Origin of the sequence: Brevibacillus sp. NPDC003359 (assembly GCF_042878995.1) — a bacterium.
Lineage (GTDB): Bacteria > Bacillota > Bacilli > Brevibacillales > Brevibacillaceae > Brevibacillus.
Window position 1 is genome coordinate 608,546 of sequence record NZ_JBIAOR010000001.1, and the last position, 26,758, is coordinate 635,303.

At 47.4% G+C, this 26,758-nt stretch carries 24 protein-coding genes and 3 pseudogenes; 19 read left to right on the forward strand and 8 right to left on the reverse strand.

The features are described from left to right. Positions 1-28: 28 nt before the first annotated feature. From ACFYU8_RS02880 to ACFYU8_RS02890, 3 genes are all read right to left on the reverse strand, one after another. The gene (locus ACFYU8_RS02880) at positions 29-1,357 is read right to left on the reverse strand and encodes a GntP family permease (RefSeq protein ID WP_390295998.1); all 1,329 of its coding nucleotides are present in this window, start codon (positions 1,355-1,357) and stop codon (positions 29-31) included. A 25-nt stretch (positions 1,358-1,382) separates the two neighbouring features. After that, positions 1,383-2,924, reverse strand: a complete 1,542-nt coding sequence (gntK, locus tag ACFYU8_RS02885) for a gluconokinase (RefSeq protein WP_390295996.1) — start codon at positions 2,922-2,924, stop codon at positions 1,383-1,385. Between the two features lie 196 nt (positions 2,925-3,120). Continuing rightward, a complete protein-coding gene (locus ACFYU8_RS02890; RefSeq protein WP_390295994.1) occupies positions 3,121-3,987 on the reverse strand; it encodes a MurR/RpiR family transcriptional regulator in 867 nt (288 codons plus the stop codon). A 171-nt stretch (positions 3,988-4,158) separates the two neighbouring features. Between ACFYU8_RS02890 and gnd the strand changes: the two genes are divergently transcribed. Continuing rightward, the gene (gene gnd / locus ACFYU8_RS02895; protein ID WP_390295992.1) at positions 4,159-5,055 is read left to right on the forward strand and encodes a phosphogluconate dehydrogenase (NAD(+)-dependent, decarboxylating); all 897 of its coding nucleotides are present in this window, start codon (positions 4,159-4,161) and stop codon (positions 5,053-5,055) included. 187 nt (positions 5,056-5,242) lie between these two features. Next, positions 5,243-6,028, forward strand: coding sequence for an enoyl-CoA hydratase/isomerase family protein (locus ACFYU8_RS02900; RefSeq protein ID WP_390295989.1), 786 nt, complete (start codon positions 5,243-5,245; stop codon positions 6,026-6,028). On the opposite strand, the gene ACFYU8_RS02905 is transcribed toward ACFYU8_RS02900, so the two are convergent. Continuing rightward, positions 6,029-6,733, reverse strand: a complete 705-nt coding sequence (locus ACFYU8_RS02905; protein WP_390295987.1) for a TioE family transcriptional regulator — start codon at positions 6,731-6,733, stop codon at positions 6,029-6,031. A 179-nt stretch (positions 6,734-6,912) separates the two neighbouring features. Between ACFYU8_RS02905 and ACFYU8_RS02910 the strand changes: the two are divergent. After that, positions 6,913-7,591, forward strand: a pseudogene (locus ACFYU8_RS02910) (SAM-dependent methyltransferase); the annotation flags it as partial. A gap of 239 nt (positions 7,592-7,830) precedes the next feature. On the opposite strand, the gene ACFYU8_RS02915 reads toward ACFYU8_RS02910, so the two are convergent. After that, complete coding sequence (locus tag ACFYU8_RS02915) at positions 7,831-9,243, reverse strand: alanine/glycine:cation symporter family protein (protein WP_390295985.1); 1,413 nt, start codon at positions 9,241-9,243, stop codon at positions 7,831-7,833. Between the two features lie 43 nt (positions 9,244-9,286). Beyond that, positions 9,287-10,264 (reverse strand): glutaminase, encoded by a 978-nt coding sequence (locus ACFYU8_RS02920; RefSeq protein WP_390295983.1) that lies wholly within the window; start codon positions 10,262-10,264, stop codon positions 9,287-9,289. 266 nt (positions 10,265-10,530) lie between these two features. Between ACFYU8_RS02920 and ACFYU8_RS02925 the strand changes: the two genes are divergently transcribed. The 9 genes and pseudogenes from ACFYU8_RS02925 (at position 10,531) to ACFYU8_RS02960 (ending at position 16,892) form a co-directional block, all read left to right on the forward strand. Next, the gene (locus ACFYU8_RS02925; RefSeq protein ID WP_390297337.1) at positions 10,531-11,793 is read left to right on the forward strand and encodes an ATP-binding protein; all 1,263 of its coding nucleotides are present in this window, start codon (positions 10,531-10,533) and stop codon (positions 11,791-11,793) included. A 4-nt stretch (positions 11,794-11,797) separates the two neighbouring features. After that, on the forward strand, positions 11,798-12,730 hold the full coding sequence (locus ACFYU8_RS02930; protein WP_390295981.1) for a response regulator: 933 nt from the start codon (positions 11,798-11,800) through the stop codon (positions 12,728-12,730). A 148-nt stretch (positions 12,731-12,878) separates the two neighbouring features. Further along, positions 12,879-13,016 (forward strand): annotated as a pseudogene (locus tag ACFYU8_RS02935) (alpha/beta fold hydrolase); the annotation flags it as partial. Between the two features lie 18 nt (positions 13,017-13,034). Then, positions 13,035-13,202 (forward strand): alpha/beta fold hydrolase, encoded by a 168-nt coding sequence (locus ACFYU8_RS02940; RefSeq protein WP_390295979.1) that lies wholly within the window; start codon positions 13,035-13,037, stop codon positions 13,200-13,202. Positions 13,203-13,209: 7 nt separating this feature from the next. Next, entirely contained in the window at positions 13,210-13,809 is a 600-nt protein-coding gene (locus ACFYU8_RS02945; RefSeq protein ID WP_390295977.1) for a TetR/AcrR family transcriptional regulator, read from the forward strand. Between the two features lie 77 nt (positions 13,810-13,886). Beyond that, a complete protein-coding gene (locus tag ACFYU8_RS31460) occupies positions 13,887-14,165 on the forward strand; it encodes a DUF7674 family protein (protein ID WP_483862280.1) in 279 nt (92 codons plus the stop codon). Between the two features lie 84 nt (positions 14,166-14,249). Beyond that, positions 14,250-14,912, forward strand: a complete 663-nt coding sequence (locus tag ACFYU8_RS02950; RefSeq protein WP_390295975.1) for a GntR family transcriptional regulator — start codon at positions 14,250-14,252, stop codon at positions 14,910-14,912. Positions 14,913-14,923: 11 nt separating this feature from the next. After that, positions 14,924-16,261 (forward strand): serine hydroxymethyltransferase, encoded by a 1,338-nt coding sequence (locus tag ACFYU8_RS02955; RefSeq protein ID WP_390295972.1) that lies wholly within the window; start codon positions 14,924-14,926, stop codon positions 16,259-16,261. Between the two features lie 142 nt (positions 16,262-16,403). Beyond that, positions 16,404-16,892, forward strand: coding sequence for a MarR family winged helix-turn-helix transcriptional regulator (locus ACFYU8_RS02960; protein ID WP_390295970.1), 489 nt, complete (start codon positions 16,404-16,406; stop codon positions 16,890-16,892). A gap of 12 nt (positions 16,893-16,904) precedes the next feature. Here the strand turns inward: ACFYU8_RS02960 and ACFYU8_RS02965 are convergent, their stop codons facing one another. Next, on the reverse strand, positions 16,905-17,801 hold the full coding sequence (locus ACFYU8_RS02965) for an NAD-dependent epimerase/dehydratase family protein (RefSeq protein ID WP_390295968.1): 897 nt from the start codon (positions 17,799-17,801) through the stop codon (positions 16,905-16,907). A 200-nt stretch (positions 17,802-18,001) separates the two neighbouring features. Here ACFYU8_RS02965 and ACFYU8_RS02970 point away from each other — a divergent pair, with 200 nt between their 5' ends. The 7 genes and pseudogenes from ACFYU8_RS02970 to ACFYU8_RS03000 all read left to right on the forward strand — a co-directional run bounded on the left by ACFYU8_RS02970 (position 18,002) and on the right by ACFYU8_RS03000 (position 25,136). Beyond that, the gene (locus ACFYU8_RS02970; protein ID WP_391365688.1) at positions 18,002-18,988 is read left to right on the forward strand and encodes a substrate-binding domain-containing protein; all 987 of its coding nucleotides are present in this window, start codon (positions 18,002-18,004) and stop codon (positions 18,986-18,988) included. 64 nt (positions 18,989-19,052) lie between these two features. Further along, a complete protein-coding gene (locus ACFYU8_RS02975; RefSeq protein ID WP_390295966.1) occupies positions 19,053-20,021 on the forward strand; it encodes a sugar phosphate isomerase/epimerase family protein in 969 nt (322 codons plus the stop codon). A 10-nt stretch (positions 20,022-20,031) separates the two neighbouring features. Next, positions 20,032-21,090 (forward strand): Gfo/Idh/MocA family protein, encoded by a 1,059-nt coding sequence (locus ACFYU8_RS02980; RefSeq protein WP_390295964.1) that lies wholly within the window; start codon positions 20,032-20,034, stop codon positions 21,088-21,090. A 34-nt stretch (positions 21,091-21,124) separates the two neighbouring features. Then, on the forward strand, positions 21,125-22,462 hold the full coding sequence (locus ACFYU8_RS02985) for an ABC transporter substrate-binding protein (RefSeq protein ID WP_390295962.1): 1,338 nt from the start codon (positions 21,125-21,127) through the stop codon (positions 22,460-22,462). A gap of 106 nt (positions 22,463-22,568) precedes the next feature. Further along, entirely contained in the window at positions 22,569-23,879 is a 1,311-nt protein-coding gene (locus tag ACFYU8_RS02990) for a carbohydrate ABC transporter permease (RefSeq protein ID WP_390297331.1), read from the forward strand. Between the two features lie 12 nt (positions 23,880-23,891). Continuing rightward, on the forward strand, positions 23,892-24,719 hold the full coding sequence (locus ACFYU8_RS02995; RefSeq protein ID WP_106837281.1) for a carbohydrate ABC transporter permease: 828 nt from the start codon (positions 23,892-23,894) through the stop codon (positions 24,717-24,719). Between the two features lie 19 nt (positions 24,720-24,738). Further along, positions 24,739-25,136, forward strand: a pseudogene (locus ACFYU8_RS03000) (SRPBCC family protein). An 82-nt stretch (positions 25,137-25,218) separates the two neighbouring features. Here the strand turns inward: ACFYU8_RS03000 and ACFYU8_RS03005 are convergent. Beyond that, positions 25,219-26,628, reverse strand: a complete 1,410-nt coding sequence (locus ACFYU8_RS03005; RefSeq protein ID WP_390295959.1) for a sigma-54 interaction domain-containing protein — start codon at positions 26,626-26,628, stop codon at positions 25,219-25,221. Positions 26,629-26,758 lie beyond the last annotated feature (130 nt).

A 26,758-nucleotide genomic window follows, 5' to 3' on the forward strand; every position in this document is an offset into this window, starting at 1 on the left:
GAAGGAAAGACCTGTTTTTCCATTCGTATTACACGATATAGGACAGTCCCATGATCAAGATGATTGCCACAACAGAAAGAATGGTCTCCATCACTGTCCACGTTTTAAGGGTATCTTGCACAGACATATTGAAGTATTCCTTGATCAGCCAGAACCCGGAATCGTTTACGTGGGACAGAATCAGGGAGCCAGCACCTGTTGCCAGTACCAAAAGCTCTGGGCTGGTTCCAGGGATTTGCATCGCAATCGGACCTACGATACCGGCCGCCGTCATCATGGAAACGGTCGCCGAGCCTGTTGCCACACGGATCAAGGCCGCGATCAGCCAGCCCAGGAAAATAGGGGAGATCGCAGATGCCGTTGCGAGCTCGGCAATATAGTCGCCCACACCGCTGTTCAACAGAACTTTGTTAAACGCGCCACCAGCCCCGATGACGAGCAAGATTGTAGCGGTTGGCGCTAGGCAATCATTTGTAAATTTGAGAATGTCGTCTTTGGTAAAACCTCGGTTGAACCCGAGCGTCCAGAAGGAAACAATCACGGCAATCAACAGGGACGTAATCGGGCTTCCGATAAAATCAGCCCATTGGCGAATCGTATGTTCTTTTGGCAGCGTCACATCCGCAACGGTTGCAGTCAACATCAACAGTACAGGGAGCAAGACAGTGAAGACGGTAATCCCAAAGCCAGGCAAATCACGCTCGGATTTTGGATCTGCCAACTGGGATGCGAGCTCTGGAGAGATGCTGGTCTTGACTCGTTTGCTAATCCAACTGCCGTAGATCGGTCCTGCAATAATCGCGGAAGGCAGAGCCACAATGATAGAGAGCAAAATCGTTTTGCCTACATCCGCTTGGAACAGATCGACAGCGGCCATAGCGGCAGGGTGCGGCGGCACGATTCCGTGAACGATGGAAAGACCGGCTACGAGCGGAATTCCGATTTTGATAAGGGAGACACCTGTTTGTCTGGCAATCGTAAACACCAGTGGAATCAAGAGAACAAAACCAACCTGGAAGAATACCGGAATCCCTACGATAAACGCCACGAACATCATTGCCCAGTGTACGTTTTTCTCACCGAAGCGGTTGATGAGTGTACGAGCAATGCGTTCGGCGCCGCCAGATTCAGCCATCATTTTGCCAAGCATGGTTCCCAAGGCCAGCACGATCGCGATAAAGCCGAGAGTGCCACCCATCCCATCCTTAATCGAATCGACAACTTTTACAAGCGGCATGCCAGATGCGATTCCCACAAATCCAGCGGCCAATAACAGTGCGATAAATGGGTTCAGTTTGACGCGCGTAATGAGAATGAGCAGAAAGATGATGGATAGCAGAGTAATGACGAGTGGCATGATAAACCCTCCCAAGTTGTTGTCTCTAGTTGTTCAACCGCTTTTGGAATTCGGCTATCAGCTTGTACTCTTCCAGCAGGTTGTAATAAACACGCTCGTATATATAGAAAAGCTCCAAATAGACACTGGATCGTTCCAAATCAGGTTCATGGCGATGGGAAATATGAATCATCTTTTTCACATCTTGCAAATCATCCATCGCTCCCAATGCATGCATGGCTAAGAGCGCGGCACCAAAGCTCGAGCTCTCATGACTCTCCGGAATCAGGACCTCATAACCGAACATGTCGGACATAATCTGGCGCCATTCCCGCGAACGGGCAAATCCACCCGATGCACGGATTTCCTTGGCTCCACCTGCCAGATCGCGCAGGGCGATACCGATGCTGTAGACGCTAAACAAGATTCCTTCGAGAACAGCTCGGATAAAATGCTCGCGCTTATGATGGAGGCCGATACCGAAGAAAGAGCCTCTTGCTTGGGCGTTCCAGTACGGAGCTCGCTCGCCGGACAAGAAGGGGAGAAAGAGCAACCCGTCTGCACCCGCTCGAACATGCTCGGCAGCTTGAATCATGACTTCATAGGGATCGACGCCGAGCTGTTTGGCTTTTTCCACTTCGGGCCAACTGAATTCGTCACGGAACCAGCGAAGCATGATCCCACCGTTGTTCGATGGTCCGCCAATCACCCAATGGTTTTCTGTTAGCACGTAGCAGAATGTCCGGCCTTTTGGATCGGTGATCGGCTCTGGAACAACTGTTCTTACAGCGCCGCTCGTGCCAATCGTGATGGCTACTTGTCCGTGTTCAATGGCACCGATACCGAGGTTGGCCAAAACCCCATCGCTGGCACCAACGACGAAGGGCGTATCCGGATCGATCCCGATCTCTTCCGCATAACGAATCTTCATTCCTCGCAGGATATGAGTAGTCGGCACAGGCTCACTGAGATGTTGCTTGGAAATGCCTGCGACTCGAAGTGCTTCCTCATCCCAATCGAGCTTTCTCAGATTGAACAGCCCCGTAGCAGAAGCAATGGAGTAATCGACGATATACTCGCCAAAAAGCCGATAAATGACATACTCCTTGATCGAAATAAACTTGGCTGCCCGCCGAAACGTGTCGGGCAAGTTCTCTCGTAGCCACATGATTTTTGGCAGTGGAGACATGGGATGGATGGGGGTTCCCGTCGCTAAATAAATGGGATGACCGACACCGTCTGCTTTTAGTCGATCTGCTTGTGCCACGCTGCGATTGTCAGCCCAGATGATGCTGTTTGTCAGGGGATTGCCACTCAGGTCGACAGCGATCAGACTGTGCATGGCAGTAGAGAAGCCAATACCACCGATCTCGCTTTTGGCAATGCCTGCTTGCTCCAGTGCTTGCTTCAATGCCTGGATAACAGCGGCAAAAATCGTCTCCGGTTCTTGCTCAGCCCAAGACGGCTGGGGAACGAGTAGCTGATAATCGATATTCCCCGTACCGCGAATGGCACCGGAAGGAGTGAAAACAATTGCTTTTGTACTGGTTGTCCCGATATCAAGCCCAATAAAGTAGGTTTGCGTCATAGATGTCACCCCTAATTGAATACGCTTTCAACGTTTTGTCATGGAGATAACGCGATTATATCGAAATTTTTTTCATTTGTTAAGCATTAAGAAAAAAATTATTTCAAAATTGAACACTTCACAAGATTCTTGTATGATTTGCATTTTTCTCCTGCAAGTTGCAATAGGTAGGCAAGCAAAAGAAAAAACGCCTGTTTTACAGGCGTTTGAGTGAGATGGCTTCGCGAATGTGCTGGATATTGGCGATCGTATCATCCTGCCGCCGTAAGGATACGGCTACATAGAGCAGATCAATTAAGCTAAGCTGTGCAAGCCTGGACGACAGGGCTTCTGTGCGAAATACCGTTTCGCGTGAAGTCGTGTATAAGCACATGTCTGCGAGACGCACGAGAGGAGACTTCCCATAGCTCGTGATGCCGATTGTTTTGGCTCCGGCTTCCTTGGCAACCCGCAGCGCTTCCAGAATATCTTTATTGGACCCAGAGTGGGAGATTCCTACGACGACAGCACCCTCGGCAAGCAGAGAGGCGGACATCACTTGATAGTGAGCATCAGAATGATAGAGACAGGGGATGCCTGTCCGCATAAATTTGTGATACGCATCCTGTGCGATGACGGCTGAGCCTCCCGAACCATAAAACTCGATCCGGCTTGCGTTTTCCAAACAGGAGACGATTTTCATTAACTCATCTTTATTGATAATCTGCTGCGTATCCCGAATCGTTTCGATATTCGCTGTGAAAATTTTTTCAGCAATCGCACTGACGTCATCGTCGTCGAGATTGATTTCTTGGTGAATGGTTTGTTTCGGATTCGTGACTTCGCTTGCCAAGGCGATCTTGAATGCTTGGTAGCCGCGAAATCCAAGCCTGCGACACAGACGAAATACGGTAGCATCTGCACACTGGCATTGGTCGGCTAGCTCCGTGATAGAGAAGTGAATAATTTCACTGGCATGCTCCAAAATATAGTCGGCGATCTGTTGTTCTTTCCCGCTTAATTGCGAATAGATGGCGCGTAATTGCGTGAGCACACGAGGTGCATGCGGGGTGGAAGCGTTCATCAATAGGTACCTCCTAACGTTCCATTGTGAATCTGTACTGATAGTATAAGGAAAATCAGACTCCTTTTCATAGGTTCGAAAAAATTTTCTTCATTTTTGATGAAAGATGAAAATTTTTGTCTTATAATACGTGATAACGGAAATGATCCAAAAAGGAGTGACGTACACGCTATGAAACTTGCGATTATCGGATTAGGAAAAATGGGGTACAACCTCACGCTTAATTTGCTCTCGCATCAGCATGAAGTCGTAGCCTATGATGTAGATTCCACTCGTGCAGAAGAGTTGAGTCAGGAAGGTGCGATTCCCGCATTGTCGGTGGAGGATGCTGTGGCGAAGCTACCGACACCTCGCGTAGTATGGCTGATGGTACCGGCAGGAGAGATTGTAGATCAATTGGTTGATCAACTAGCTACCTTGCTTGCTGCAGGAGATATCGTCATTGACGGTGGCAACTCTCATTACAAGCAATCATTAGATCGCTATGCTCGCTTACAGGAGAAGGGCATTCACTTCATGGATGCAGGAACGAGCGGAGGTATGGAGGGAGCACGCCACGGTGCATGTATGATGATTGGTGGAGATCGGGAAGCATTCACTCATATCGAGCCGATGATTCGCGACATTAACGTCGAAAATGGATACTTGTATGCTGGGGAAGCGGGCAGCGGCCACTTTTTGAAAATGATTCATAATGGGATCGAGTACGGCATGATGCAGGCGATCGGGGAAGGCTTTGAGGTACTTGCGAAAAGTCAGTATAACTACGATTTTGCCGAGGTCGCACGCGTCTGGGCAAATGGTTCCGTCATTCGAGGCTGGCTGATGGATTTGACTGAGCGAGCTTTTAGAAAAGACGCCAATCTCGATGAAATCCGTGGAGTTATGCATTCTTCCGGGGAAGGAAAATGGACGCTGGAAACCGCATTGGATCTACAAGCAGCCACACCAGTGATTGCAATGTCCTTGTTGATGCGTTACCGTTCGTTCGACGAGGATACGTTCCACGGAAAAGTGGTCGCAGCCTTGCGCAATGAATTTGGCGGACATGCCGTAGAAAAGAAATAAGAAAAGGGATGACCGTAAAGGTGCTTCGGTGGTAGAAGCTCCGGGGTCATCCTTTTTTTGTTTTGTATAAGGAAGAAGAAGGAATTCTCATTTGTACAGCAAAGTATGCAGGTATCGCCCAGAAGTTTGCCTGGTCGAAAAGTGCTTTTTTATTCAGTAGCTTCTAAAAAGATGGGAGGATGGAAAGATGAGCGTTGAAAAGGTTGTTTTGTACAAGAATGAGAAAGGAATCGTGACCCTTACGCTAAACAGACCAGAGGCATTGAATGCATTGAACCGAGATGTTCTTAATGAGCTTTCGACCATCTTGGACAGGATCAAAACCGATACTAGTGTGAAAGCGGTCATCCTTACAGGGGCGGGAGAAAAAGCATTTTCGGCCGGCGCCGACATCTCGTATCTGCATCAGGCGACACCGTTGGAAGTAAGGGATTTTGCTCAGTTGGCCGTTTCGGTGACCAGTCAAATCGAATCGTTGGGAAAAGTAGTTGTTGCTGCGATTAACGGTTATGCGTTAGGCGGGGGCCTTGAGATCGCTGAATCATGCACATTGCGTATTGCAGTTCAACATGCCAAAATGGGGCATCCAGAAGTACGAATTGGAGCAGTGGCGGGCTTTGGTGGAACAACCAGACTCCCTAGGCTTATAGGAAAAGGCCGTGCCGCAGAGTTGCTTCTTACAGGATCAGCAATAGATGCGGATGAAGCATACCGTATGGGACTGGTAAATCGGGTCGTTTCGCATGAGCGGCTACTGGCAGAAACAGAGGCGGTTCTCCAAGAAATTTTGTCTCAGTCTCCGCTGGCAGTGAAACTAACGTGGGACGCGATTCATCGAGGGAGTAACCTGACAGTAGAGGAGTCCGCACTTCTAGGCGCAGACTACTTCGGACTTGTGGCATCCACCGAAGACTTCCGGGAAGGAACCAAAGCTTTTTTAGACAAGACTCCACCACGTTTTACAGGGAGATAATCACACGAGCCTCAATACCTCACATAATTCAACCAACCGCCTGACTCCGTATAGCTGTTGCCGATTCCGATCGTGAATGCTTTTGATCGCGTCGGCTGTCACTTTTTTGGCCTGCTCAACACTTTGGTTTTCGACTGCTTGTACAATTTCTTTCATGCTATTCAAAAAATACACCGTATTTCGCAAGGCGCGGATGAGCAATATCTTTCGTATATCTATGGGAGTGAATTGCCGATAGCCATTCTCCGGGTCTCTTGGCAGGACAAGCAAGCCTTCTTTTTCCCAATGGCGAATCGCAGACGTGGTGACTCCTGTGTAAGCAGCGACCTCACCAATCGTCATGCGGTTTCGCCACTTTTTGCTGGGCGGAAGGGGGAGATCGAGATGCTCCAATAGCTCAAGTGTCTGATCCGCCGCGATCTTTTCCTCTTGAACATTTGCTTGCTCTTTATTCACGAGCCAAAAGGCAGCATCCATATCCGACTTTTGAATCGATCGAAGGACTTCACAGGTGACGGCAACTCCAAAGCCAGGAAACATGGCGCGCAGACAACGAAAATAGGCAAGATGGATTTCTGTATAAAGTCGATAACCATTGTCTGCACGATCAGGAGCAGGAACGACACCCCATGATTCATAATGGCGCAAAGCACTCGTGCTAATATGTAGCTCGCGAGCGATCTCAATCGGCTTATAATAAGGCATCTGACGCACCTCCCGCTGGTTTGTTATCGCGGATTTCACTATACCAAGAACAGCCATTTCGAAGCAAATCTTTCTATTAATTGGAAAGTCGTAATACTTTTACCCTGTTCAGATTGGATTGGAAAAGCGAAGATTGTTAGTAAGTATTCATTCTTCTTTCTTCAGAGGTGAAAAAACGTATGGCCATTGTTCAGCTACGATCAGAGGATCCGAGCTTTTCGTACATGATTAAGAAAAATCCGAATTCCGGACTGAGTTTTACGTTCCATTCGAAAAGGCATCGCATACGGGTGATTTTCCAATGCGGATACCTATAACGTTTACTTTAAAGATGCAGAAAATGAGGTTTCCTACAAGCAATCCGAACAGGAGCATTTTGAATATTTGAATGTCTCCCGGTACAATACACCCTTGTTTCCGTTAAATGCGATCAGTGAATTTTTTTCCGCTCCGATGAAGCAACACGCCGAGCAGGATTCAGAAGGGTATGAGCATGTTTTTTTCATCAACATGATTCACATCGAGCGACCGCTGTATCTGACATTTTTTGAGAAGCACTTAAAGGACTTCACCTTTGAACTCAACCATCACGCCGATAAAAGCTACGCTTTGACCATCAAAACGAGAACGAGTCTGCATCAGCTTCTCCACGTCGTTAGCGTGCTCTGCCTTTTCTTGAGTATGTTTGGAAAAGAGTACATCGATATATCCGATAACATCCTGGATAAATACATCAAGAGCATCAATGTCATCGATGCACCTTTTTACATAAGAAGCCTGTTCGCACGCAATTTCCTGACAACGAGAGAGCGTTATCGTAAGTACAAGACCGAGATCGAAAAGTCCAGCGGCTACCCCAAGCTTTTCAATCAGAAAAATATTACGAAAAAGCTAAAGACTTCGATGAAAGAACATAGGCTGGGTGAAAGGATGCTTGGGTTCAAATTCGACGACATTTCTCCAGAAAATACGGAATATCAAAAAGTAGTCGCAACGATGCTCTTTGAAGTGGCGAAGGAAAAAGAGATCGATCCGCGATTGTAAATGAAAAACGAGAAGCTGCTGACTGAGCAAGCTTCTCGTTTTGATTTGCAGAGCTATTTGTTGGACGATGGGGCAGCATCCCATGCTTCGATATTATCGAGGCCTTCAATACTGTCCTTGTAGAACACAGGATCTTTTCCTGCCTTTTTCTGTTTCATGTAATCATGCAGCGCAGCATAGGCGATTTTCGATAACATGGCGATCGCAATCAGGTTGACAATGACCATGAAGCCCATGAACAAATCGGCCAAATCCCATACGAGCTGTACCTTTGCCACTGATCCGAACAACACCATGGCAAGTACACTTAAACGATACAGCATGAGCCATGCTTTGCTTGTCTTTAAAAACTCGATGTTGGTCTCGCCGTAATAGTAGTTCCCGATCAATGTACTGAAGGCGAACAGGAAAACCATAATGGCAAGGAAGCCAGAAGCCCAAGAACCGATATGAATGCTCAGTGCTGCTTGGGACAGCTCAATGCCACTCAATCCTTGTTGCGTGTACGCGCCGGACAGCAAAATGATGAAAGCTGTGCTTGTACAAATCACGAGGGTATCGAATAGAACACCGAATGCTTGAATCAGACCTTGCTTTACTGGATGGCTCGTTGTTGCCGTTGCCGCAGCATTCGGTGCACTACCCATACCAGCTTCGTTAGAGAACAAACCACGCTTGATGCCGTGCATTAGAGCTGCACCCAGAGTTCCACCAGCGAATTGCTCGAATCCAAAGGCGTTTTTCACAATCAACGCGATCAGTGCAGGCATCTCGTTGATGTTCATCATTACAATAAACAGGGCCATACTTATGTACAACACTGCTAAGACAATCACGATGTACTCAGACATTTTTGCGATGCGTTTCACACCACCAAAAATAATCAAGGCAAATGCGATTGTCATGATAATTCCGATTGTCAATCGGTCGGTACCGAACGAATTTTCAAAGGCAATCGTGATGGTGTTGGATTGCACGGCGTTAAATACGAGACCAAAGGAAAGGGTGATGAGGACAGCAAACAGAGCGCCCATCCAACGTTTGTTCAGCCCTTTTTCCATGTAATAAGCCGGACCGCCACGGAAACCGTTCTTATCTTTGATTTTATAAATCTGAGCGAGCGTACTCTCAACAAAACTGGATGCCGAACCGATAATCGCAATGACCCACATCCAGAATACGGCGCCAGGACCACCTAATGCGATCGCAATAGCAATTCCCGTAATGTTCCCTGTACCGACACGCGCGGCCATACTAATAGCGAAAGCTTGGAAAGGAGAGATGCCGCCATCGTCTTTCGCTCTTCCTTCTTTAATGGAACGGAGCATGTCCGGCAACATACGTACTTGCAAAAAATTGCCCCGGAAGGTAAAGAACAAGCCTAACGCGATTAGCATGACAATGATAATATAGGACCACAAAAAATCGTTTATGGAAGCTGTTACATCGAGTAGGAATTGTTGCATCGTGTCACCTCGAATTTTCTTGTGAATTTTTCCTTAGTATTCTCTAAAAAATCGTTACATCCCATTCCTGAGCCATATGTTTTAACAAAGAAACGCCCGCTACACTGTTTCCACAACCGTCAATGGAAGGTCCAAAAATACCGATTCCACAACCATCTTGAAACGGTGAATGTGGTTTGCGGTTAGGAGGAACCAGTGTCATGATACCGCCTGAGACGCCACTTTTTGCTGGCAAGCCAACATTCGCGGCGAATTTGCCCGATGCATCGTACATGCCACAGGTGAGCATCAGTGCTTTGGCTAGACGGACGACATCTTTCGGGAGAACTTGTTCGTTGCGCATCGGATGATAGCCATCCAGTGCCAAAAGGAGACCGATCAAGGCAATTTGCTCGGTGGTTACTTCAATCGAGCATTGGGTGAGATATACCTCCAAAGCATCGTCCACTTCGCACGCCAAATAGCCGGTATCCTTTAAATAGTGGGCGAGTGCCCGGTTTCTGTGAGAGTTTTCCCATTCGGAAAGAAACACTTCCTCGTTCACCGTTGGCGTAACACCAGTAATTTTACTGAAAAATGCATACAAGTAACGCAGTTTATGATCCGGTGTTTGACCAGGGAGAAGTGAAGAGGTCGTAATCGCTCCCGCATTGATCATCGGATTAAAAGGCTTACCTGGCTTGTTCATTTCCAAACGGATGATGGAGTTGAATGCATCTCCAGTCGGCTCTACATCTACCCGATCCAACACGTAAGGGATACCATGGTAGCAGCAAACAGCAATAAAACTGATTACTTTGGAAATACTTTGCATCGTGAAAGGAACTTCCCAGTCACCCGCGGTGAGCATTTTTCCTGTAGGCTCGATGATACAAATGCCTAACTGATTCGGATCCGTTCTGTACAAAGCAGGGATATAACTGGCACATTTTCCTTCAGATGCCTTGGAACGATATTGTTCCACCCATTGTTGTAATTCATCCACGAGTAAAACCTGTTGAATCAACGCCTTTCCCCCCAAAAATCGAATACATTGCTCTTACGCGAAGAGTAGAGAAAGCGCTTCCATGCTTCGCGAAATACATATATTGAACACTTTACAAGCACCCTACAAAATAAAACAAAAACTCACAGATTGTTTCATGTGAGTTTCACATTTTTTTTTTTGAGACTTGTCCTCCATACGTTTCTCGATAAAAATAGAAAGGGCACCAAGTAACAACATGGGAAGTGAAAAGCGTGCGTGTTCAGACACAAGTAAAACGAGATTGGTATATATTGGTGCTCATGCTTATTACGGTCCCTTTGGCAGGAGAGTTGAAGTTTTATCCGGTCAATGAGACATTTCGAATAAGCTTTGGAGCACCTACCTTCTTCTTCTTTTTATTACTATTTCAAAGAATTCCATCTGTTCTCGCTGGCTTTTTGACGGGGATTACGGTCGTAGGGTTTCGGATTGTGATTGACCTCATCGCCGGGTATCATACAGCATGGGAGGCTTCCCTCCAAGCGCATTATTCTAGCTTTTTCTTTTATTTCGCTTATTCTGTTCTGTTTTATTTAACCGGAATGCGCCGTTTTCACAATAGGACGATTTTGGTTGGATTGATGGGAATGGTCATCGAGGTATTGGCTGACCTAGTGGAGGTTCTATCCCAATATGTGCTGCTGGATACTGTCCTCACTTGGGGAGCGGTGCAAGAGATGCTCGTCATCGCGCTATCCCACAGCTTTATCGTGATTAGCTTTCTCAATATGATGAAGCTGTACGAAGCACAATCGCGGGAGCAACAGACAAGAAAACAGAACGAGCATATGCTGATGCTGATTTCAAACCTGTATGAGGAATCGATTCATCTGAAAAAAACACTACAAAATGCCGAGAGTATTAGTATGAAGTCTTTCGAGCTATACCAGGGCTTGCATGAGCTTGCTAAGGAACAGGTAGTATCATCGAATGTAGAGAGCTTTGCCAAGCAAGCATTGATTGTCGCAGGCGAGGTGCACGAGATTAAAAAGGATAACCAACGCATTTTTGCAGGGCTTCACAAGCTGATATCCGATGAAAGTATCACCGATTACATGGACATCCATCAGATTGTGGACATTATCAAACGAAGCAATATGAAGTATGCAACATTGTTGGAGAAGGACATACAAATCACCGCTTCCATTACGGGGACACATCCGCTCTACCACGTTTTCATGATGCTTTCCCTGATCAATAATCTGGTGGCAAATGCAGTGGAAGCCATCCAGCATACAGGAGCTATTTCCATTGAGATTGATCGGACAGGCGATCTTGTGGAAATCAGAATCAACGATGACGGACCGGGGGTACCTCCACGGCGAAAGGCTTTGCTGTTCAAGCCTGGCTTTACTACGAAATACGATCGAACCGGCAACCCCTCTACAGGGATCGGACTGTCTTATGTACAACAATTGGTGGAACAATGGCAAGGGGAAATCTCCCTACAGGATGGTGTAGGCGGGAAGGGGACAACATTTCTCATGCGAGTACCAATTGATCCGATAACGAAGAAAGAGTGAGAAGATGCTGTTTTATTTAGTGGATGACGATGATGCCGTTCGCCTCATGCTGACGGAAATCATAGAAGACGAGAATTTGGGCGAAGTCGTGGGGGAAGCCTCTGACGGCTCGATGGTAGACGGACATACGTTAACGGCACGCAGCGTAGATATTTTGCTAATCGATTTGTTCATGCCCAACCGGGATGGGATTGAGACGATTCGCCAAGTGAAACCGACATTCGCAGGAAAGATCGTCATGATTTCTCAGGCAGAAACGAAAGATTTGATCGCCCAAGCTTACGCCCTTGGAAGTGAGTACTACATTATCAAGCCCGTAAACAAGATCGAAGTCGTGACCATTCTCCAAAAAGTAATCGAGAAAATTCGCCTCGAACGTTCGATACGGGACATTCACAAATCGCTGAATGCCGTCATGCAAGTGGACCAGCAGTCATCCGGACAACCCCGTCCGTCACAGGGCAAACCACTTCGAGAGGCTGGACAGTTTCTGTTAACGGAGCTGGGTATCGCGGGAGACAATGGAAGCAACGACTTGCTTGATATTTTGGACTTCTTGCATCGATACGAACAAATGCATACATTTAAAAATGGTTTTCCTGCCCTGAAAGAGATCTTTGTAGCAGTAGCACAAGACAGGCTTGGAGTAGCTGTGGACGATTCTCAAGTCGCCAAGGTTGTCAAAGCTTCTGAGCAAAGAGTACGCCGAGCGATCTATCAGTCACTCAATCATTTGGCGTCTCTTGGGCTTGCGGACCTCTCCAATTGGAAGTTTGAGAATTACGCTTCACAGTTTTTTGATTTTACATATGTGTGGAAGAAGATGGCGGAGCTAAAGAGCAATGCCGCATCGCCGGGTTCAGATATTCGGATCAATATGAAAAAGTTCATTCAAGTACTATATGCAGAGGCGAAGCGCATTCAGTCAGAAGCGTGATTGCTCTGTGTCTGACGTGTAGAGGTAAGTCCTGATCATGATGATTAGGACTTTTTGTTTTGTATGGGAACGCTTTTATTAACTAAACGTTCATTCAATAATAAACTGGGATCAAATACCAAATCTACAATTCACGGAGGGATCACCGATGGATTTGTACTATGAGGTTTCAGGAGAAGGTAAACCACTCATTCTATTGCACAGCGGAGGAGCTGATATGCGGGACTGGACGTTCGTCGCTCCGATTTTGGCGAAGCATTATCAGGTCATCGCTTTCGACGGACGCTGATGTGGGAAATCATGCTTGATAATCAGGAAGGAAGATGCCCTGGATACGCAGCGTATTGCTGAATATTTTAAAGAAGTATTACCAGAGCACAGGTTTATTGAGATTACAGGTGCCGACCATAAGCCAACGTTGACGCACCCCGAAGAAATCGCTCGCTCTATCACTGAATTTTTGGAGGATTGACTGAACCGTGCCCCGTACTCCAGCTGAAAATGAGCGCATTCGCCAAGCCGCAAAAGACAAAATCCATGCCGCCGCGATGACGCTGTTCATTAAAAAAGGCTACCACGCGACCTCAATCGACGATGTAGCCAAACAAGCCCAGATATCGAAGGGACTGCTTTACAATTATTACAAAGGCAAAGAAGAGCTTCTCGCTGCGATGGTGCATGTTCGGATCGAGGAAGTGAAAGAAGTGATGGAGGCCGCTACTCAGCTTGCGACGCCGTACGAGCAGCTGCGCCTTATTGTCGAGGGCGCGCTTGATAATGTCTACCAGCGACCGGATGTTTATCGTTTTTACTTGAATTTGCAAACGCAGCCCGAAGATGATCGGGTACTTGCTTCCTACAGAGAGCAGTTAAATGGGGAGTCACGCAGGCAGTTTGAAGTCCAGTGCCAGATCTTCAAGCAGCTAGGCGTAAAACAGCCTAGATTGAGATCACTCTATTTTTCTTCGGCGCTACAAGGCGCAATGCTGATGATGACGTCTTATCCGGAAGGGTTTCCTGTTGAAGAGATGAAGGAGCAGATTATTCGGGAGTATGGTAGCTCGCTTGCGGAATCATAGAGTGACGTACAATACTGAAGAGGCTATCCCATTAGTCAGTTCTACTGGTGAGGCAGCCTCTTTTTCTGAGAAAGATTATGGAATGGTTAGGGGAAGATTTGCCTCACGTCATATTCGGTATAGTAGTGGTCCCATACATAATAAAAGGTCTAGAGGGACATGAAACGACTGATTCGATATTCAATTTTCTTGAAGAGATGTCACTCAGTAGTGATGAGAGAGTTCAGGAGTTAGTGGTCGTCTCAGTTATTGAATCGTTACTTACGGAAAGGGACATCATTAGCTTTGCAAAATCACGCATGCGGAAGAAGACTAGACAACTTTGCGAAGCGACAGAGAGAGCATACGGATTTTAGATTGAATGACCTCTTTGGCTGTCTTTGAATTTTATCTAAATATTTAAAATTGACAGACTTATATAAAACCAATATATTGGTTTTATGGATACAAACCTCATTAAACAAATCGAACGCCCCTCATTACGTGAACAGGTATACCAAGGCTTGAAGAAAGCGATCGTCATGCTGGAGCTAAAGCCAGGACAACGAGTCAACGACAACGAACTTGCGGCTTTATTTGGCGTGAGTCGAACGCCTGTGAGAGAAGCGCTCAAACGCTTGGAGGACGAAGGTCTTATTGAATCCGTTCCAGGCTCTCTCACACGGGTGACACCTTTACTTGAAAAGGAGGCGAAGCACGCTTTTCCTGTTGTTGCGGCCTTGCACGGGTTGGCAGCACGATTGGCAATGCCATTTGAATCGGAGGACATCCGAGTTCTGGAGCAGTGGAACGAAAAGCTACAGGTCGCACTCGAACAGCAAGATGTGATCAAAGCAATTGAAGCAGATGACGGTTTTCACGACGTGATCCTCGAGGCTGCGGGTAATCGTGAAATCTACCTGGCACTTGAGCGAGTTGTACCGAAAATTCGGCGTTTGGAGTTTGCTCGATTCGGTTCCTTAGAAGGGGTGGAATCAGTAGAACAGCACCGCAGAATCATCGAAGCGATTCGAGACAACAACAGTCAGCTTGCCCCTTCTATAATGGAAGAAAACTGGATCAACCTTGGCAGATTGCTTACGGACCATTCGAATGATGAATAGGGGGTAATGGCATGAGTACGGTTGAAATGAAGGGGGAAGTGCATGATTCGCGTGTTTTGCAATGGGCGCGCTCCATTATTGAAGAGAGTCCGTCACACCGCCTGATCCAGCAAGAGATCGTGAATGCTGTAAACCGCAATGCGATTTGGCGAGGCGAGGAATGCTTGAATTTGCTCGCACCAGAAGCACCCACCACTCCAATCGTACGTCAGCTGCTCGCTTCTGAGGTAGGCACTCGTGCTGCGGAAGGACATATCGGCAGCACGCAAAGATGGTTCGCTGGCACGAAATATATCGATGAAATCGAAGCGTTATGCGTCGAGCTGTTGAAAAAAGTATTCCAAGCCAATTACGCTGACCATCGCCTGGTAGCGAGCATGATCGGGAACATGACGGTTTATGCGGCGTTAACGCAACCAGGGGATACGATTATGACGATCGCGCAACCGTTTGGGGGGCATTCCAGCAATCGGGTGGACGGGCCTGCTGGCATTCGTGGTTTGCAAATTGTCGATGTGCCAATGGACCCCGTGGAGCTGACCGTTGATGTAGACGAGTTCGCCAAAGTCGCACGGCAAGTTAGGCCAAAGCTCGTTACCCTAGGCGCGTCGATGACCTTATTTCCATTTCCACTGAAGGAGATGGCTGAAATCGTGAAAGAATGGGGCGGTCGTATTTATTTTGATGGCGCCCACCAGTTAGGGTTGATCGGTGGCGGTCAATTTCAGGACCCGTTGCGAGAAGGCGCATGCGTGATGACCGGCTCGGCTGGCAAAACGTTTAGTGGTCCACAAAGCGGCATCATCGTCTGGAATGATCCGGAGTTATCGGTACCGATTACAGATGCCATCTTCCCAGCACTTGCTGCGACACATCAAGTCAACCGGGTAGCGGCACTGGCAGCGGCCGCGGCAGAGTTTTTAGCATTTGGCAAGGAATACATGGCGCAAATTGTGACGAATGCACAAGCGCTGGGAAAAGCATTCGATGAACGGGGAATTCGTGTGCTATGCGCGCACAAAGGCTATACCCGTACACATCAAGTCATTTTGGACGTAAAAGAGTTTGGTGGTGGTTACGAGGTAGGCAAGCGATTGGCAGAAGCGAACATCATCACGAACAAAAATCTGATTCCAGGCGATGGACCAGATGATTGGGACTTCCCAAGTGGTCTGCGTATCGGGACGACAGAAATCACTCGCTTTGGTATGGAGGAACAAGAGATGGACACGATTGCCGAGCTGATTGTAAGTGTGCTGTCAGGCAGAGAAAAGCCCGAGGTTGTCCGATCCAAGGTGATCGAATTGCGCAGGTCGTTTAGCAAGATGCAGTTCTGCTTCCCAGAATAGAGTAGGATAAGCACCGTATGCCGGAGTTCAGGCCTTGGCATACGGTGCTTTTTCGAGGCGTGAGTGGACTCTCATTCTTGACAATGTCAATTAATTTAGTAAATAATCGATTGATACAAACAAAGAATGGGAGTCTAAACGGATGAGTACAGACCAAAACAGCTCGGATGTTACGATTGATCATACGACGAAAGAACTGGCTCTCGTATTCGGTCAGTTAAAGCGGATCGGACATGTTTTCAGTCCCTCGAAAGACCTTCGTCAGAGCGAATTAAATTTGCTTGTTCACCTGACCTACGTAAGTCCACCAGGCACGAACGGTATCAGAGTTTCTGAGCTCGGCAAACAGTTGAAAATAACGTCAGCAGCAGTGACTCATGTTATTCAATCGCTGGAACAACAAGGTTTTATCACCCGTACCGTAGGCCCCAAGGATCGACGCTCCATTCTCGTAGCGCCGACCAAAGAAGGGTATGATTTTGTAGAAGCGAGAGAAAAAGAGCTGTTTGAACGTTTTCAGCAGTTGCATGAGCATCTAGGTACAGATGATGCGCAGGCACTCATAAGGACATTAACGAAATCAATCAGATTCCTGCATACCTATCAGGATAGTGATGAATCACGACCATAGTTCGAAGATGGACTATGGTCTTTCATTGTTTTGATAAGAACCTTTCTCCAGCTCTTTGAGGATTGAGATCGCAGAGGGGTTCCATTGTAGCTGCTGTTCCGCACGTAATCCAGATACCCTCTGATTGATGCTGGCTCCCCAAGCGGCTGGTCCTAATGCTTTGGCCGCATCCTCATAACTCCATGATTCCACTTTTTCTATCCCAGCTAATTTTGCAATCGAAGTCATGAGTTCTTTCGTCGTGATCATTTCCTTGGAAGCTGCATTGAATAAGGAGCCTGGCTGGGCTCGTAAATAAGCGCATTCATAAAGTCTCGCCAAGTCATCAACATTGATAGTAGACCATGCTGTTTGCCCGTCATCGATATAGTTGGCTGATTGAGAGAGCTTCGTCCTTTTAATCGTTGCTTGAACGAGTCCACCTCCACGACCATACACAAGTGTAGGACGTATGACGATCGTGCGGATATTGCGCTTAGCCGCCTCTAACACAACCTGCTCTTGGTTCGCTTTCCATTGGAGAAAAGGCAAGGGATGAAGAGGTGAGTCCTCATTCACGACATTGTCGTACGTATCGTTATAGATCAGCGTTCCGCTCGTATAAATAAATGGCTTCCCTGTGCCTTCCAAACCTTTCAGCATTGCCTGAACCGATGCTACATCCAGTTTTTCCATCTCGGGTGTATGCGAGATTGCCATATGAATGACACCATCGAATTTTTTAACACTTTCGGTTAACAGGGTGGTATCCGCAAGATCGCCAATAATAGGGGTAAATCCTTGCGAGAGCAACAGCTTCGTTTTCTCTTCCGATCGAACGAGTCCAGCAACCTGATACCTCAGAGATTGAAAATGCTCAGCAACTACCGATCCAACATAACCTGTTATTCCTGTAAGGAAAACATTCATGACAAAACCCCCCAGCATATATTTAATTTAGTAACTAAATTATATGGTACATTATTTAGCAACTCCCTCGAGATGTCAACGGCATTTTCAATTAACTGAATATTGACAAAAAGTAATCTGGGTGTTATTTTCACATTAGGAAAACGTTTACCTGTTATATAGAAAGTGAGTGAAGAACCATTACTGTAACGATTAAAGACATCGCACAACTTGCCAACGTGTCCATTGCGACTGTTTCGCGTGTGCTGAACAATTCCAAGCCAGTCCGGCCAGAGCTGCGGGAAAGAGTCTTGAAAATCGTCCAAGAGACAGGCTTTCAGCCGAATGCGATTGCTAGGAGCTTGGTCAGCAAGGAAACCCGCATCATCGGGGTGATGATTCCCGATATCTCCAACAATTTTTACTCCAATCTCATTTATGGGATCGACAGCGTCATTAGCGAGTACGACTACAGCATGTTTTTGGCGATATCCGATGAAGTGGTGGACAAAGAGCTGAAGTACTTGCGACTGTTCAAAGAAAAACAAATCGATGGTGTCATTATCGCGAGTATTCATTTTCTGGAGGGCAATATCCAGACGCTGCAAGAGATTCAAGTTCCCCTTGTTGTTACCGGTCACGATTTGCCTGGCTATCAGATTCCGACGATCAACGTCAACAATGTGCAAGCCTCTTATGATGCCACTGCGTATCTCATCTCGCAAGGCCATAGAAAGATCGCGTGTATATCTGGTCCATTGTGGGACCCTCCGTGTGGCCTGGATCGCATGGGCGGTTACCGTAAAGCCATGCGGGCACATGATTTACCGATTCATGAAGGATTCGTCGTGGAAGGGGAATTCACAGCCAAGAGCGGTTACGAAGCCATGCGCCGCATTTGTGAGGAAAAAATTCGTCCGACAGCCGTTTTTGTCGCAACAGACCTGATGGCGGTTGGTGTCCTCAATTATTTGTACGACCATGGCATTCGTGTACCAGAAGACATCTCCATCATGGGCTTCGACAATTTGGAGCTCGCCTCACTTTCCCGCCCCATGCTTACCACCGTGCACAATGACCCGTTCATGTACGGAAAAGCCGCAGCAGAACAATTACTCAGACAAATCCGCAATGAACCTGTAGAGAGAATGAGCACAGTGCCACACCATCTCGTGATTCGCCAAACTGTAAGCGCTTTACTTGAGTGAGGCAACAAGTCTTACCATATAGAGCAAGGAAAAGAGTTTACGCATTCAAAAGGGGTGAAAAGATATGAAGCTTGGCGTATTTACCGTTCTTTTTAGCGAGAAGTCGTTTGAAGAGATGCTGGATCATGTGAAGGCAGCAGGTTTAGAGGCGGTGGAAATCGGCACAGGCTGCTATCCGGGCAATGCACACTGCAATCTGGATGAGTTGTTGGATAGTCCGGAAAAACGACGCGCGTACAAAAGAGCAGTAGAAGATCGGGGATTGATGATCAGCGCGCTCAGTTGTCACGGCAATCCGTTGACGCCTGATAAAAGCTTTGCGCAGCAGTCCCACGATACGTTTGTGAAAACGGTACAACTAGCTGAAATGCTCGAGGTACCTGTGGTCAATTGCTTTTCTGGCACAGCTGGCGACCATGAAGGAGCGAAGTACCCGAGCTGGCCCGTTGCTCCTTGGCCAAATGAGTACCGTGACGTGCTCCATTGGCAATGGACAGAGAAGTTGATTCCTTACTGGCGCGAATGGGCTGCTTATGCGACCGACCATCATGTCAAGGTTGCGTTGGAGCTGCATGGCGGCTTTCTCGTCCACACACCAGGGACACTGCTAAAGCTGCGAGAGCAGGTGGGCGAGGGAATCGGGGCAAACTTCGATCCAAGTCACATGTGGTGGCAAGGAATCGATCCGGTAGCTGCGATCAAAATCTTGGGCAAAGAAAAGGCCATCTATCATTTCCATGCCAAAGACACGTATATCGACCAGGAAAAGGTGAACATGTTCGGGCTGACGGATATGAATTCCTACGCCAATCTACATGAACGTGCTTGGTATTTCCGAACTGTAGGCTATGGGCATTCGCAGCAGACGTGGGCGGATATGATGAGTGCACTGCGCATGAATGGATACGATTATGTCGTGAGCATCGAGCACGAGGATGCCCTCATGTCGATTGACGAAGGCTTTGAGCGCGCGGTTCAAAACTTGCAGCAAGTCATCTTGCGAGAGCCGGTTCAGAATCTATGGTGGGTCTAGGAGGGAGAATATGACGAACCAACGCAAATGGAAAATCGGAATCATCGGTGCAGGGGGGATTACAGAGGCACATTTAGAGGCAATCAAGGAAGATCCGCGAGCAGAGGTAGTTGCGATTGCAGATATTTCCGCAGAAATGGCTTCCTATCGTGCGAAACGGCATGACATTCCGCAGGTTTTCACCGAATACGAGACGATGCTGCAAGAGTCCGATACAGACGCGATCATTGTTTGTGTCCCGAATTACTTGCATGCAGAAGCAACCAAAAGTGCGCTTGCAGCAGGCAAACATTTGCTGTGCGAAAAGCCGATGGCGATGAATGCTCAGGAAGCAGAAGAAATGATCGAAGCCGCGAAGAAAGCAGACAAAATCCTCATGGTAGCACAAAACAACCGATTCCGAAGCGATTCCCTGCAAGTAAAAACATGGCTAAAGGAAGGAAAGCTGGGAAACATTTATCACGCCAAGACCGGTTGGGTCAGAAGAAATGGGATTCCAGGATGGGGAAGCTGGTTTACGCAAAAAGAATGGGCAGGCGGCGGTCCGTTGATTGATATCGGCGTACATATGCTCGATTTGACCTTATGGCTTTTGGATCATCCAAAGCCTGTATCTGTCCTCGGGCAAACGTACTCGCAATTCGGACCTCACAAGCGGGGCTTATCAGAGTGGGGCAGAATCGATGAAAACGGGAAGTTTGACGTGGAAGATATGGCAGTGGCGATGATCACCTTTGAGAACGGACTGTCGCTTACACTCGATGCGAGCTGGGCTTCTCACATCGAAGAGGAAAACGTTTTCCTTCAACTATATGGACAAGAGGGTGGGGCATCCCTTCGTTTATTGGATAACCAGTTTAAGCTTTACCACGAGTGGAACGGCGTAACTGCCTCGACAGAAATTAAACCAAAACTTCAAAAAGAACGCGTACTCTTATTCCGTAATTTCATTGACGCCATCGAAGGGAAGGCAGAGGTTCTCTGCACACCGGAACAAGCCTTGTACATCAACAGATTGATCGAAGCCATCTACGCATCCGCACAAAAAGGTGAAGCTGTCCGTTTTTAGGTTTTCTTAACATGAGCATAGGGGGTTACTTTAGATGAAAGTTGCGAAAAGACTTACATCCGTTGGACTTACCTTATTAATGGCTTTCTCATTGGTAGCATGTTCCTCCACACCTCAGCAAGCTTCTACGGATACGACCCCATCACAGCCTGCAACACCATCCGAACCCAAAACAGAGCCAGCACAGCAACCAGCAGAAAAAATCAAGCTCGTCTACGCACGGGGCAAAGACTCAACCGATTCTACAGTAAAGCTCGTGGAGGCATTCCAAAAAGCAAATCCAAACATCGAGATAGAGATTCGCGAAATGCCTGCGGATACAGGACAAAGCCATGACCAGTACGTCACGATGTTCAGTGCACAATCCTCCGAGATCGACGTGTTTGACCTCGATGTCATCTGGCCAGCTGAATTCGCACAGGCGGGTTACCTGTTGCCGCTTGACCGCTTGATCGAGCAGGACGGGATCGAGACGGGCAAATACATCAAAGGGGCCATGGATGCCGGGAACTTTGGCGGCCAGCAATGGACCATGCCCAAGTTTATCGACGCGGGTCTCTTGTTCTACCGCAAAGATCTCGTAGCCGAAGCACCAAAGACGTGGGATGACCTGATTGCCCAAGCAAAAGCAACGAAGGGCAAGGGTGGCACGAAGTTCGGTTACTTGATGCAAGCCAAGCAATATGAAGGGCTGGTTTGTAACTTTGTTGAGTTCAGTGCATCGTATGGTGGGAAAATTTTGGATGAACAAGGCAAAGTAGCGGTCAACAATCCAGCTACGATTAAAGGGTTGAAAAAAATGATGGAGGTCGTCAAATCTGATTTCGTCCCAACCAATATCACGACATTCATGGAACCGGAATCACATACGGCATTCCTCGAAGGGCAGGCAACTTTTATTCGAAACTGGCCGTACCAATTCGCGTTGGCACAGGATCAGGCCCAGTCCAAAATCGTCGATCAAGTTGCGATCGCACCACTTCCAGCAGGGGATGCAGGCTCAGCAGCAGCACTCGGCGGTTGGATGGGCGGAATCAACAAGTTCTCGAAGCACCCGAAAGAAGCTTGGAAATTCCTCAAATTCATGGCAGGTCCAGAAGGTCAAAAAATATCCGCAGTAGAAGGCGGACTCGCACCAACATACCTGCCAGCCTACGATGAAGCGGAAGTTCAAAAAGCCAGTCCGTTGTTTGCCAACAAAGATTTCGTCGATGGCGTAAGCGCTGCTGTATCTCGTCCAACGACTCCGATCTATCCAAAAATTTCGGAAGTGATCCAGATCGAAGTGTCCAAAGCGCTGGCAGGGCAGCAAACAGCCGAGCAAGCGGTGCAAAACATGGAAACGCAGATGAACGACCTGATGAAAAAATAAGCGAAAAAAAGGGGGCTTCCAAGGGGGCTAAAAGGCTTCCTTGGAAGTTGCACAACGATCTGGCAAGCATAAGCAAGCTTCAAGCGGGAAGGAAGGTGGTGAACGGATGAATCGACCAACCAACAGGTCTCTCTCAGAAAAACAGATGGGGTATTTACTGATTTTTCCTGCACTGCTTATCATACTTGTTATCGCGATTTGGCCTGTCATGCGATCCTTTTGGATCAGTCTGCACGACATCCGGTTGAACGACCCGACGAAATCAGAGATTCACTCTTCATACGGACTAGATCTGGAGCGCTACGTCAGTACGTTACCCAATCTGCTCCGGTATGTGAAGAGGGAGGTGGACTCTGCAGAGGGGTCATCAAAGGAAAAACTGAACGCGCTTAAAGCGCAAATCGAGCAAATGAACACTTCCCTCAACCAAACAGGCGAGATCGCGAGCCGATACCAAATGATCGACCAGCTGTTGTTGGACTTTAAACCGATCCCGACAGAACTCAAATATGTGAGTCTCTCGAATGAACAAACAGATTCAATCAAAACCAACTTGGCAGAAGTCAGAGCGGTGCTTTTACAAATGAGTGAACAAAGGCTGCTTTCGAAGCCAGAGGGTGCTCTTGGCGTGATCCAAGGCATTGAAGCTTCCATCATCGAGCCCAACTATGTTGGCTTTGCTTACTACAAGAAGTTTCTTGCAGACGCCCGGATGTGGGAGGCTCTGTACAATACGACGATTTTTACCGTCATCTCCGTTGCCATTGAATTGGTACTCGGCATGTTGATTGCGCTGTTGATCAATCGACCTTTTCGCGGAAGGAGTCTTGTACGAGCAACGGTGTTAATTCCGTGGGCGATTCCGACTGTCATTTCCGCGTTGATGTGGAAGTTTTTGTACGACGGACAAAATGGCATCGTCGCCTATCTCTTTGAGCAGGTAGGGTTGATCTCTGATATGGGGATGCTTTTGACAACAAAGGCTGGGGCTATGTTTTCCGTCATTTTGGCAGATGTGTGGAAGACGACGCCGTTCATGGCCCTGCTCTTATTCGCTGGCCTGCAAACGATCCCGCAAAGCTTGTATGAAGCAGCTTCTGTCGACGGTGCCACCCGCACCCAGCAATTTTTTCGCATTACACTTCCGATGCTGAAATCAACCATACTGGTGGCTCTATTGTTCCGTACACTTGATGCGTTCCGCGTATTTGACCTGATATACACACTGACTGGTGGGGCACCCGGGAACTCGACCGAGACGATCTCTATCTACGCCTATAAAACGATGTTTGCTCAAATGAGCTTTGGAGAAGGCTCGGCGCTCGCAGTTATTGTCTTTTTATGTGTGGCGTTGATCTCGATCGGTTATGTCAAAATATTGGGAGCTGATCTGCTGAGTGATGGCAGTGGCAAATAAGGGGGTGATTGGATGCGCAAACATACGGGTCCTTTGTTTTACGTGGGTCTACTGCTATTCGTTTTTCTTGTGATGTTCCCGTTTTTATGGATTCTCCTCGCGGCATTAAAGCCACCAGCGGAGCTGTTTGGAGAGCGAGCCTTTCATTTTATCATCCAAAATCCTTCGTTTGACAACTTTGTCCGCGTCTTCACGGAGAGACCGTTTGCCCGATACTTGTGGAATTCGACTGTAGTGGCGACGTTAACCACACTCTACTCCATTACCATCGCTTCCTTTGCCGCATACGCGATTGCCTGGCTGTCCTTTCGGGGAAAGGCGATTATATTAGGTGTCGTACTGGCAGTGTCCATGTTTCCGCAGATCGCTACCATTTCACCTATTTTTATGTTCATGCAATCGATGGGCTTAACGAACAGCTACATAGGCCTGATCATTCCTTATACGACTTTCGCGCTGCCGCTTGCGATCTGGAATTTGACCATCTTTTTTCGCAAAATACCGAGTGATTTGGGCGAAGCAGCTAAAGTTGACGGCGCGAGCATCTGGCAGACGATGACAAAAGTATTTTTCCCACTCGCCATGCCTGGCGTTTTTACGACGGCCATCCTCGTATTTATAGCAGCGTGGAATGAATTTTTGTTCGCCTTGACGTTGAATACGCAGGAAGCGATGAAAACTGTGCCTGTGGGAATTGTCATGTTTCAGGGAATGTTTACAATCCCGTGGGGGGAAATATCTGCGGCTTCCATCATAGTGACGATCCCGCTCGTGGTGATGGTGTTGATTTTCCAGAAGCGGATTATCTCTGGCCTGACTTCTGGGGCTGTCAAAGAATAAAAGGGAAACATTCCATTGTTTGTCATGCAAATGTGATTATGATACGGTGGACGCAGCAATCAGAAAGCGAGTTGAGGAATGCATGAACAATCTTACAAAATTTCAGATTAACAGGCCTGCCCATGAAGTGTTCGAAGCATTCGTAGACCCCGCGAAAATCGGCAAATTCTGGTTCTCTTCCAGCTAGGCAAGGTGGGAGGAAGGGAAGAACATTACGCTATTTTATGATATTTACAACGCAGAAGTAGGGATTAGGTTCACGAAATCGAAGTGAACGAGGAGGGTTTTCAAGAAAATGATCCTGCGCTCGTACAAAAAATGGTCGACAATAAAGAAGGTTGGGTTTACGTCTTAAGCTGTTTGAAGGGGTATCTGGAGCATGGTATTCATACATTAAGAGAAGGGCTTGTGAGATAGCCCCCGGATGTATTGCGAGAACATGCTCTGAAATAATGAGAAAGCCCGAAACCTAAGCGTATCGGGCTTTTTTTCATCTGCACTATTTAATTCCAAGGGAGCGTTTTTTTCTTACGAGAGTGGATATGTTCACGTGCAGCTTATCCGCACAGTGCTGCATGGTGCCTGTCTCTTTCAAGAGACGTTGGATATACTCGCGTTCAAACCGTTCGACCGCTTCTTTTAGCGGCAACGGCTCATCCATTTTGGCGAGATGGAGCGGCAAGGCTGTCTGTTGTGTATTGCGAATGGACGTCGGCAACTGATCAAAGGTAATTCGCCCATTTTCACACATGTGGAAAGAACGCTCCACCACATTTTTCAGCTCGCGTATATTCCCTGGCCAATCATAATCCATCAGTGCCTCCAACGCATCTGTTTCGATGCGCATTTCTTGCTGGTACTTCCATTCGAGCTTTTTCAAATAGTAGAAAATGAGGGCCGGAATATCTTCGCGACGCTCACGCAAGGGTGGAATGGTGAGGGCAAGTACATTAAGACGATAGAACAAATCTTGCCGAAATCGTTTTTGTTCTACCATCGCTTCTAAGTCACTATTGGTGGCAGCGATGATTCGCATGTTAACCTGACGTGATGTTTTTCCCCCGAGTCTGCGAATCCACCCATCCTGCAAGACATTCAAGAGCTTCACCTGCAAAGGAAAAGGGAGGTCTCCAATCTCATCAAGAAAAATTGTTCCTCGATCTGCTAGCTCAAACAATCCTTCCTTTGATTGACTTGCTCCGGTAAATGCGCCCTTCTCATAGCCAAACAATTCTGACTCGAGCAAATGCTCGGGAATGGCCCCACAGTTAATCTTGATGAATTCGCCAGTTCGTCCGCTTTGGGCGTGAATGTAGTTCGCCATTACATCCTTGCCGACACCAGACTCACCTAGCAAGAGGACAGGGGAGTCGTTGGTCGCAAATCGTTTGGCGAGTGAAGCAATTCGATGCATGAGCCCACTGCGATAAATGATCTGCTCGTCAAAATCACCATCAGTTTGGATGTGCTGCAGCGCCCTTTGATACGCCGAACTGATTTGACGTGTCTCCTCCAGCTCCTTCTGGAGTTGATTTAGCTCCGTGACGTCACGCACATTTCCCACCACAAACAATAATTCCTTATTGGAATCGAGAAGCGGGGTAGCTGTGTTGATCGCTTGCCGCCCGTTTGCATAATCGATCACGACACTATGTGTTTGTTTTGTCAAAATCGTACGTACAGCAGAAGAGTCAGGAACAAGATGCATTTCTTTTTGCTCCATGAAGCTAAAATTATTCAAAATGTCGGCGGGAACTCCCGTGATGTTCAAGTACGCCTCATTGTAGAGCAAGACGTAGCCATTACGGTCACAGATCGCCAATCCATCATGGGAAGTGCTGAAGATGGTTGTCAGCAATTTTGCAAGCTCATGATTGTCACTGGCCTGGAAATACTTGGTCTGATACATCGAAGTCCTCCTAAGTAGGCTTGTAAACGAAATAATCAGAATTAATCATCCATATGCAATTGTGCATATGCAAAAATGATCATTTTCGATTCGTTTTGTTGTGAAATCGCTTTCAAATGGTTGGCATGCT

Coding starts and splice junctions, on each gene's coding strand:
- ACFYU8_RS02960 (WP_390295970.1), top strand. CDS start 16,404: ATGAGTACAGACCAAAACAGCTCGGATGTTACGATTGATCATACGACG.
- ACFYU8_RS31460 (WP_483862280.1), top strand. CDS start 13,887: ATGGAATGGTTAGGGGAAGATTTGCCTCACGTCATATTCGGTATAGTA.
- ACFYU8_RS02975 (WP_390295966.1), top strand. CDS start 19,053: ATGAAGCTTGGCGTATTTACCGTTCTTTTTAGCGAGAAGTCGTTTGAA.
- ACFYU8_RS02990 (WP_390297331.1), top strand. CDS start 22,569: ATGAATCGACCAACCAACAGGTCTCTCTCAGAAAAACAGATGGGGTAT.
- ACFYU8_RS02925 (WP_390297337.1), top strand. CDS start 10,531: ATGCTTATTACGGTCCCTTTGGCAGGAGAGTTGAAGTTTTATCCGGTC.
- ACFYU8_RS02995 (WP_106837281.1), top strand. CDS start 23,892: ATGCGCAAACATACGGGTCCTTTGTTTTACGTGGGTCTACTGCTATTC.
- ACFYU8_RS02965 (WP_390295968.1), bottom strand. CDS start 17,801: ATGAATGTTTTCCTTACAGGAATAACAGGTTATGTTGGATCGGTAGTT.
- ACFYU8_RS02950 (WP_390295975.1), top strand. CDS start 14,250: ATGGATACAAACCTCATTAAACAAATCGAACGCCCCTCATTACGTGAA.
- ACFYU8_RS03005 (WP_390295959.1), bottom strand. CDS start 26,628: ATGTATCAGACCAAGTATTTCCAGGCCAGTGACAATCATGAGCTTGCA.
- ACFYU8_RS02880 (WP_390295998.1), bottom strand. CDS start 1,357: ATGCCACTCGTCATTACTCTGCTATCCATCATCTTTCTGCTCATTCTC.
- gntK (WP_390295996.1), bottom strand. CDS start 2,924: ATGACGCAAACCTACTTTATTGGGCTTGATATCGGGACAACCAGTACA.
- ACFYU8_RS02980 (WP_390295964.1), top strand. CDS start 20,032: ATGACGAACCAACGCAAATGGAAAATCGGAATCATCGGTGCAGGGGGG.
- ACFYU8_RS02905 (WP_390295987.1), bottom strand. CDS start 6,733: ATGCCTTATTATAAGCCGATTGAGATCGCTCGCGAGCTACATATTAGC.
- ACFYU8_RS02890 (WP_390295994.1), bottom strand. CDS start 3,987: ATGAACGCTTCCACCCCGCATGCACCTCGTGTGCTCACGCAATTACGC.
- ACFYU8_RS02930 (WP_390295981.1), top strand. CDS start 11,798: ATGCTGTTTTATTTAGTGGATGACGATGATGCCGTTCGCCTCATGCTG.
- ACFYU8_RS02955 (WP_390295972.1), top strand. CDS start 14,924: ATGAGTACGGTTGAAATGAAGGGGGAAGTGCATGATTCGCGTGTTTTG.
- ACFYU8_RS02985 (WP_390295962.1), top strand. CDS start 21,125: ATGAAAGTTGCGAAAAGACTTACATCCGTTGGACTTACCTTATTAATG.
- gnd (WP_390295992.1), top strand. CDS start 4,159: ATGAAACTTGCGATTATCGGATTAGGAAAAATGGGGTACAACCTCACG.
- ACFYU8_RS02900 (WP_390295989.1), top strand. CDS start 5,243: ATGAGCGTTGAAAAGGTTGTTTTGTACAAGAATGAGAAAGGAATCGTG.
- ACFYU8_RS02915 (WP_390295985.1), bottom strand. CDS start 9,243: ATGCAACAATTCCTACTCGATGTAACAGCTTCCATAAACGATTTTTTG.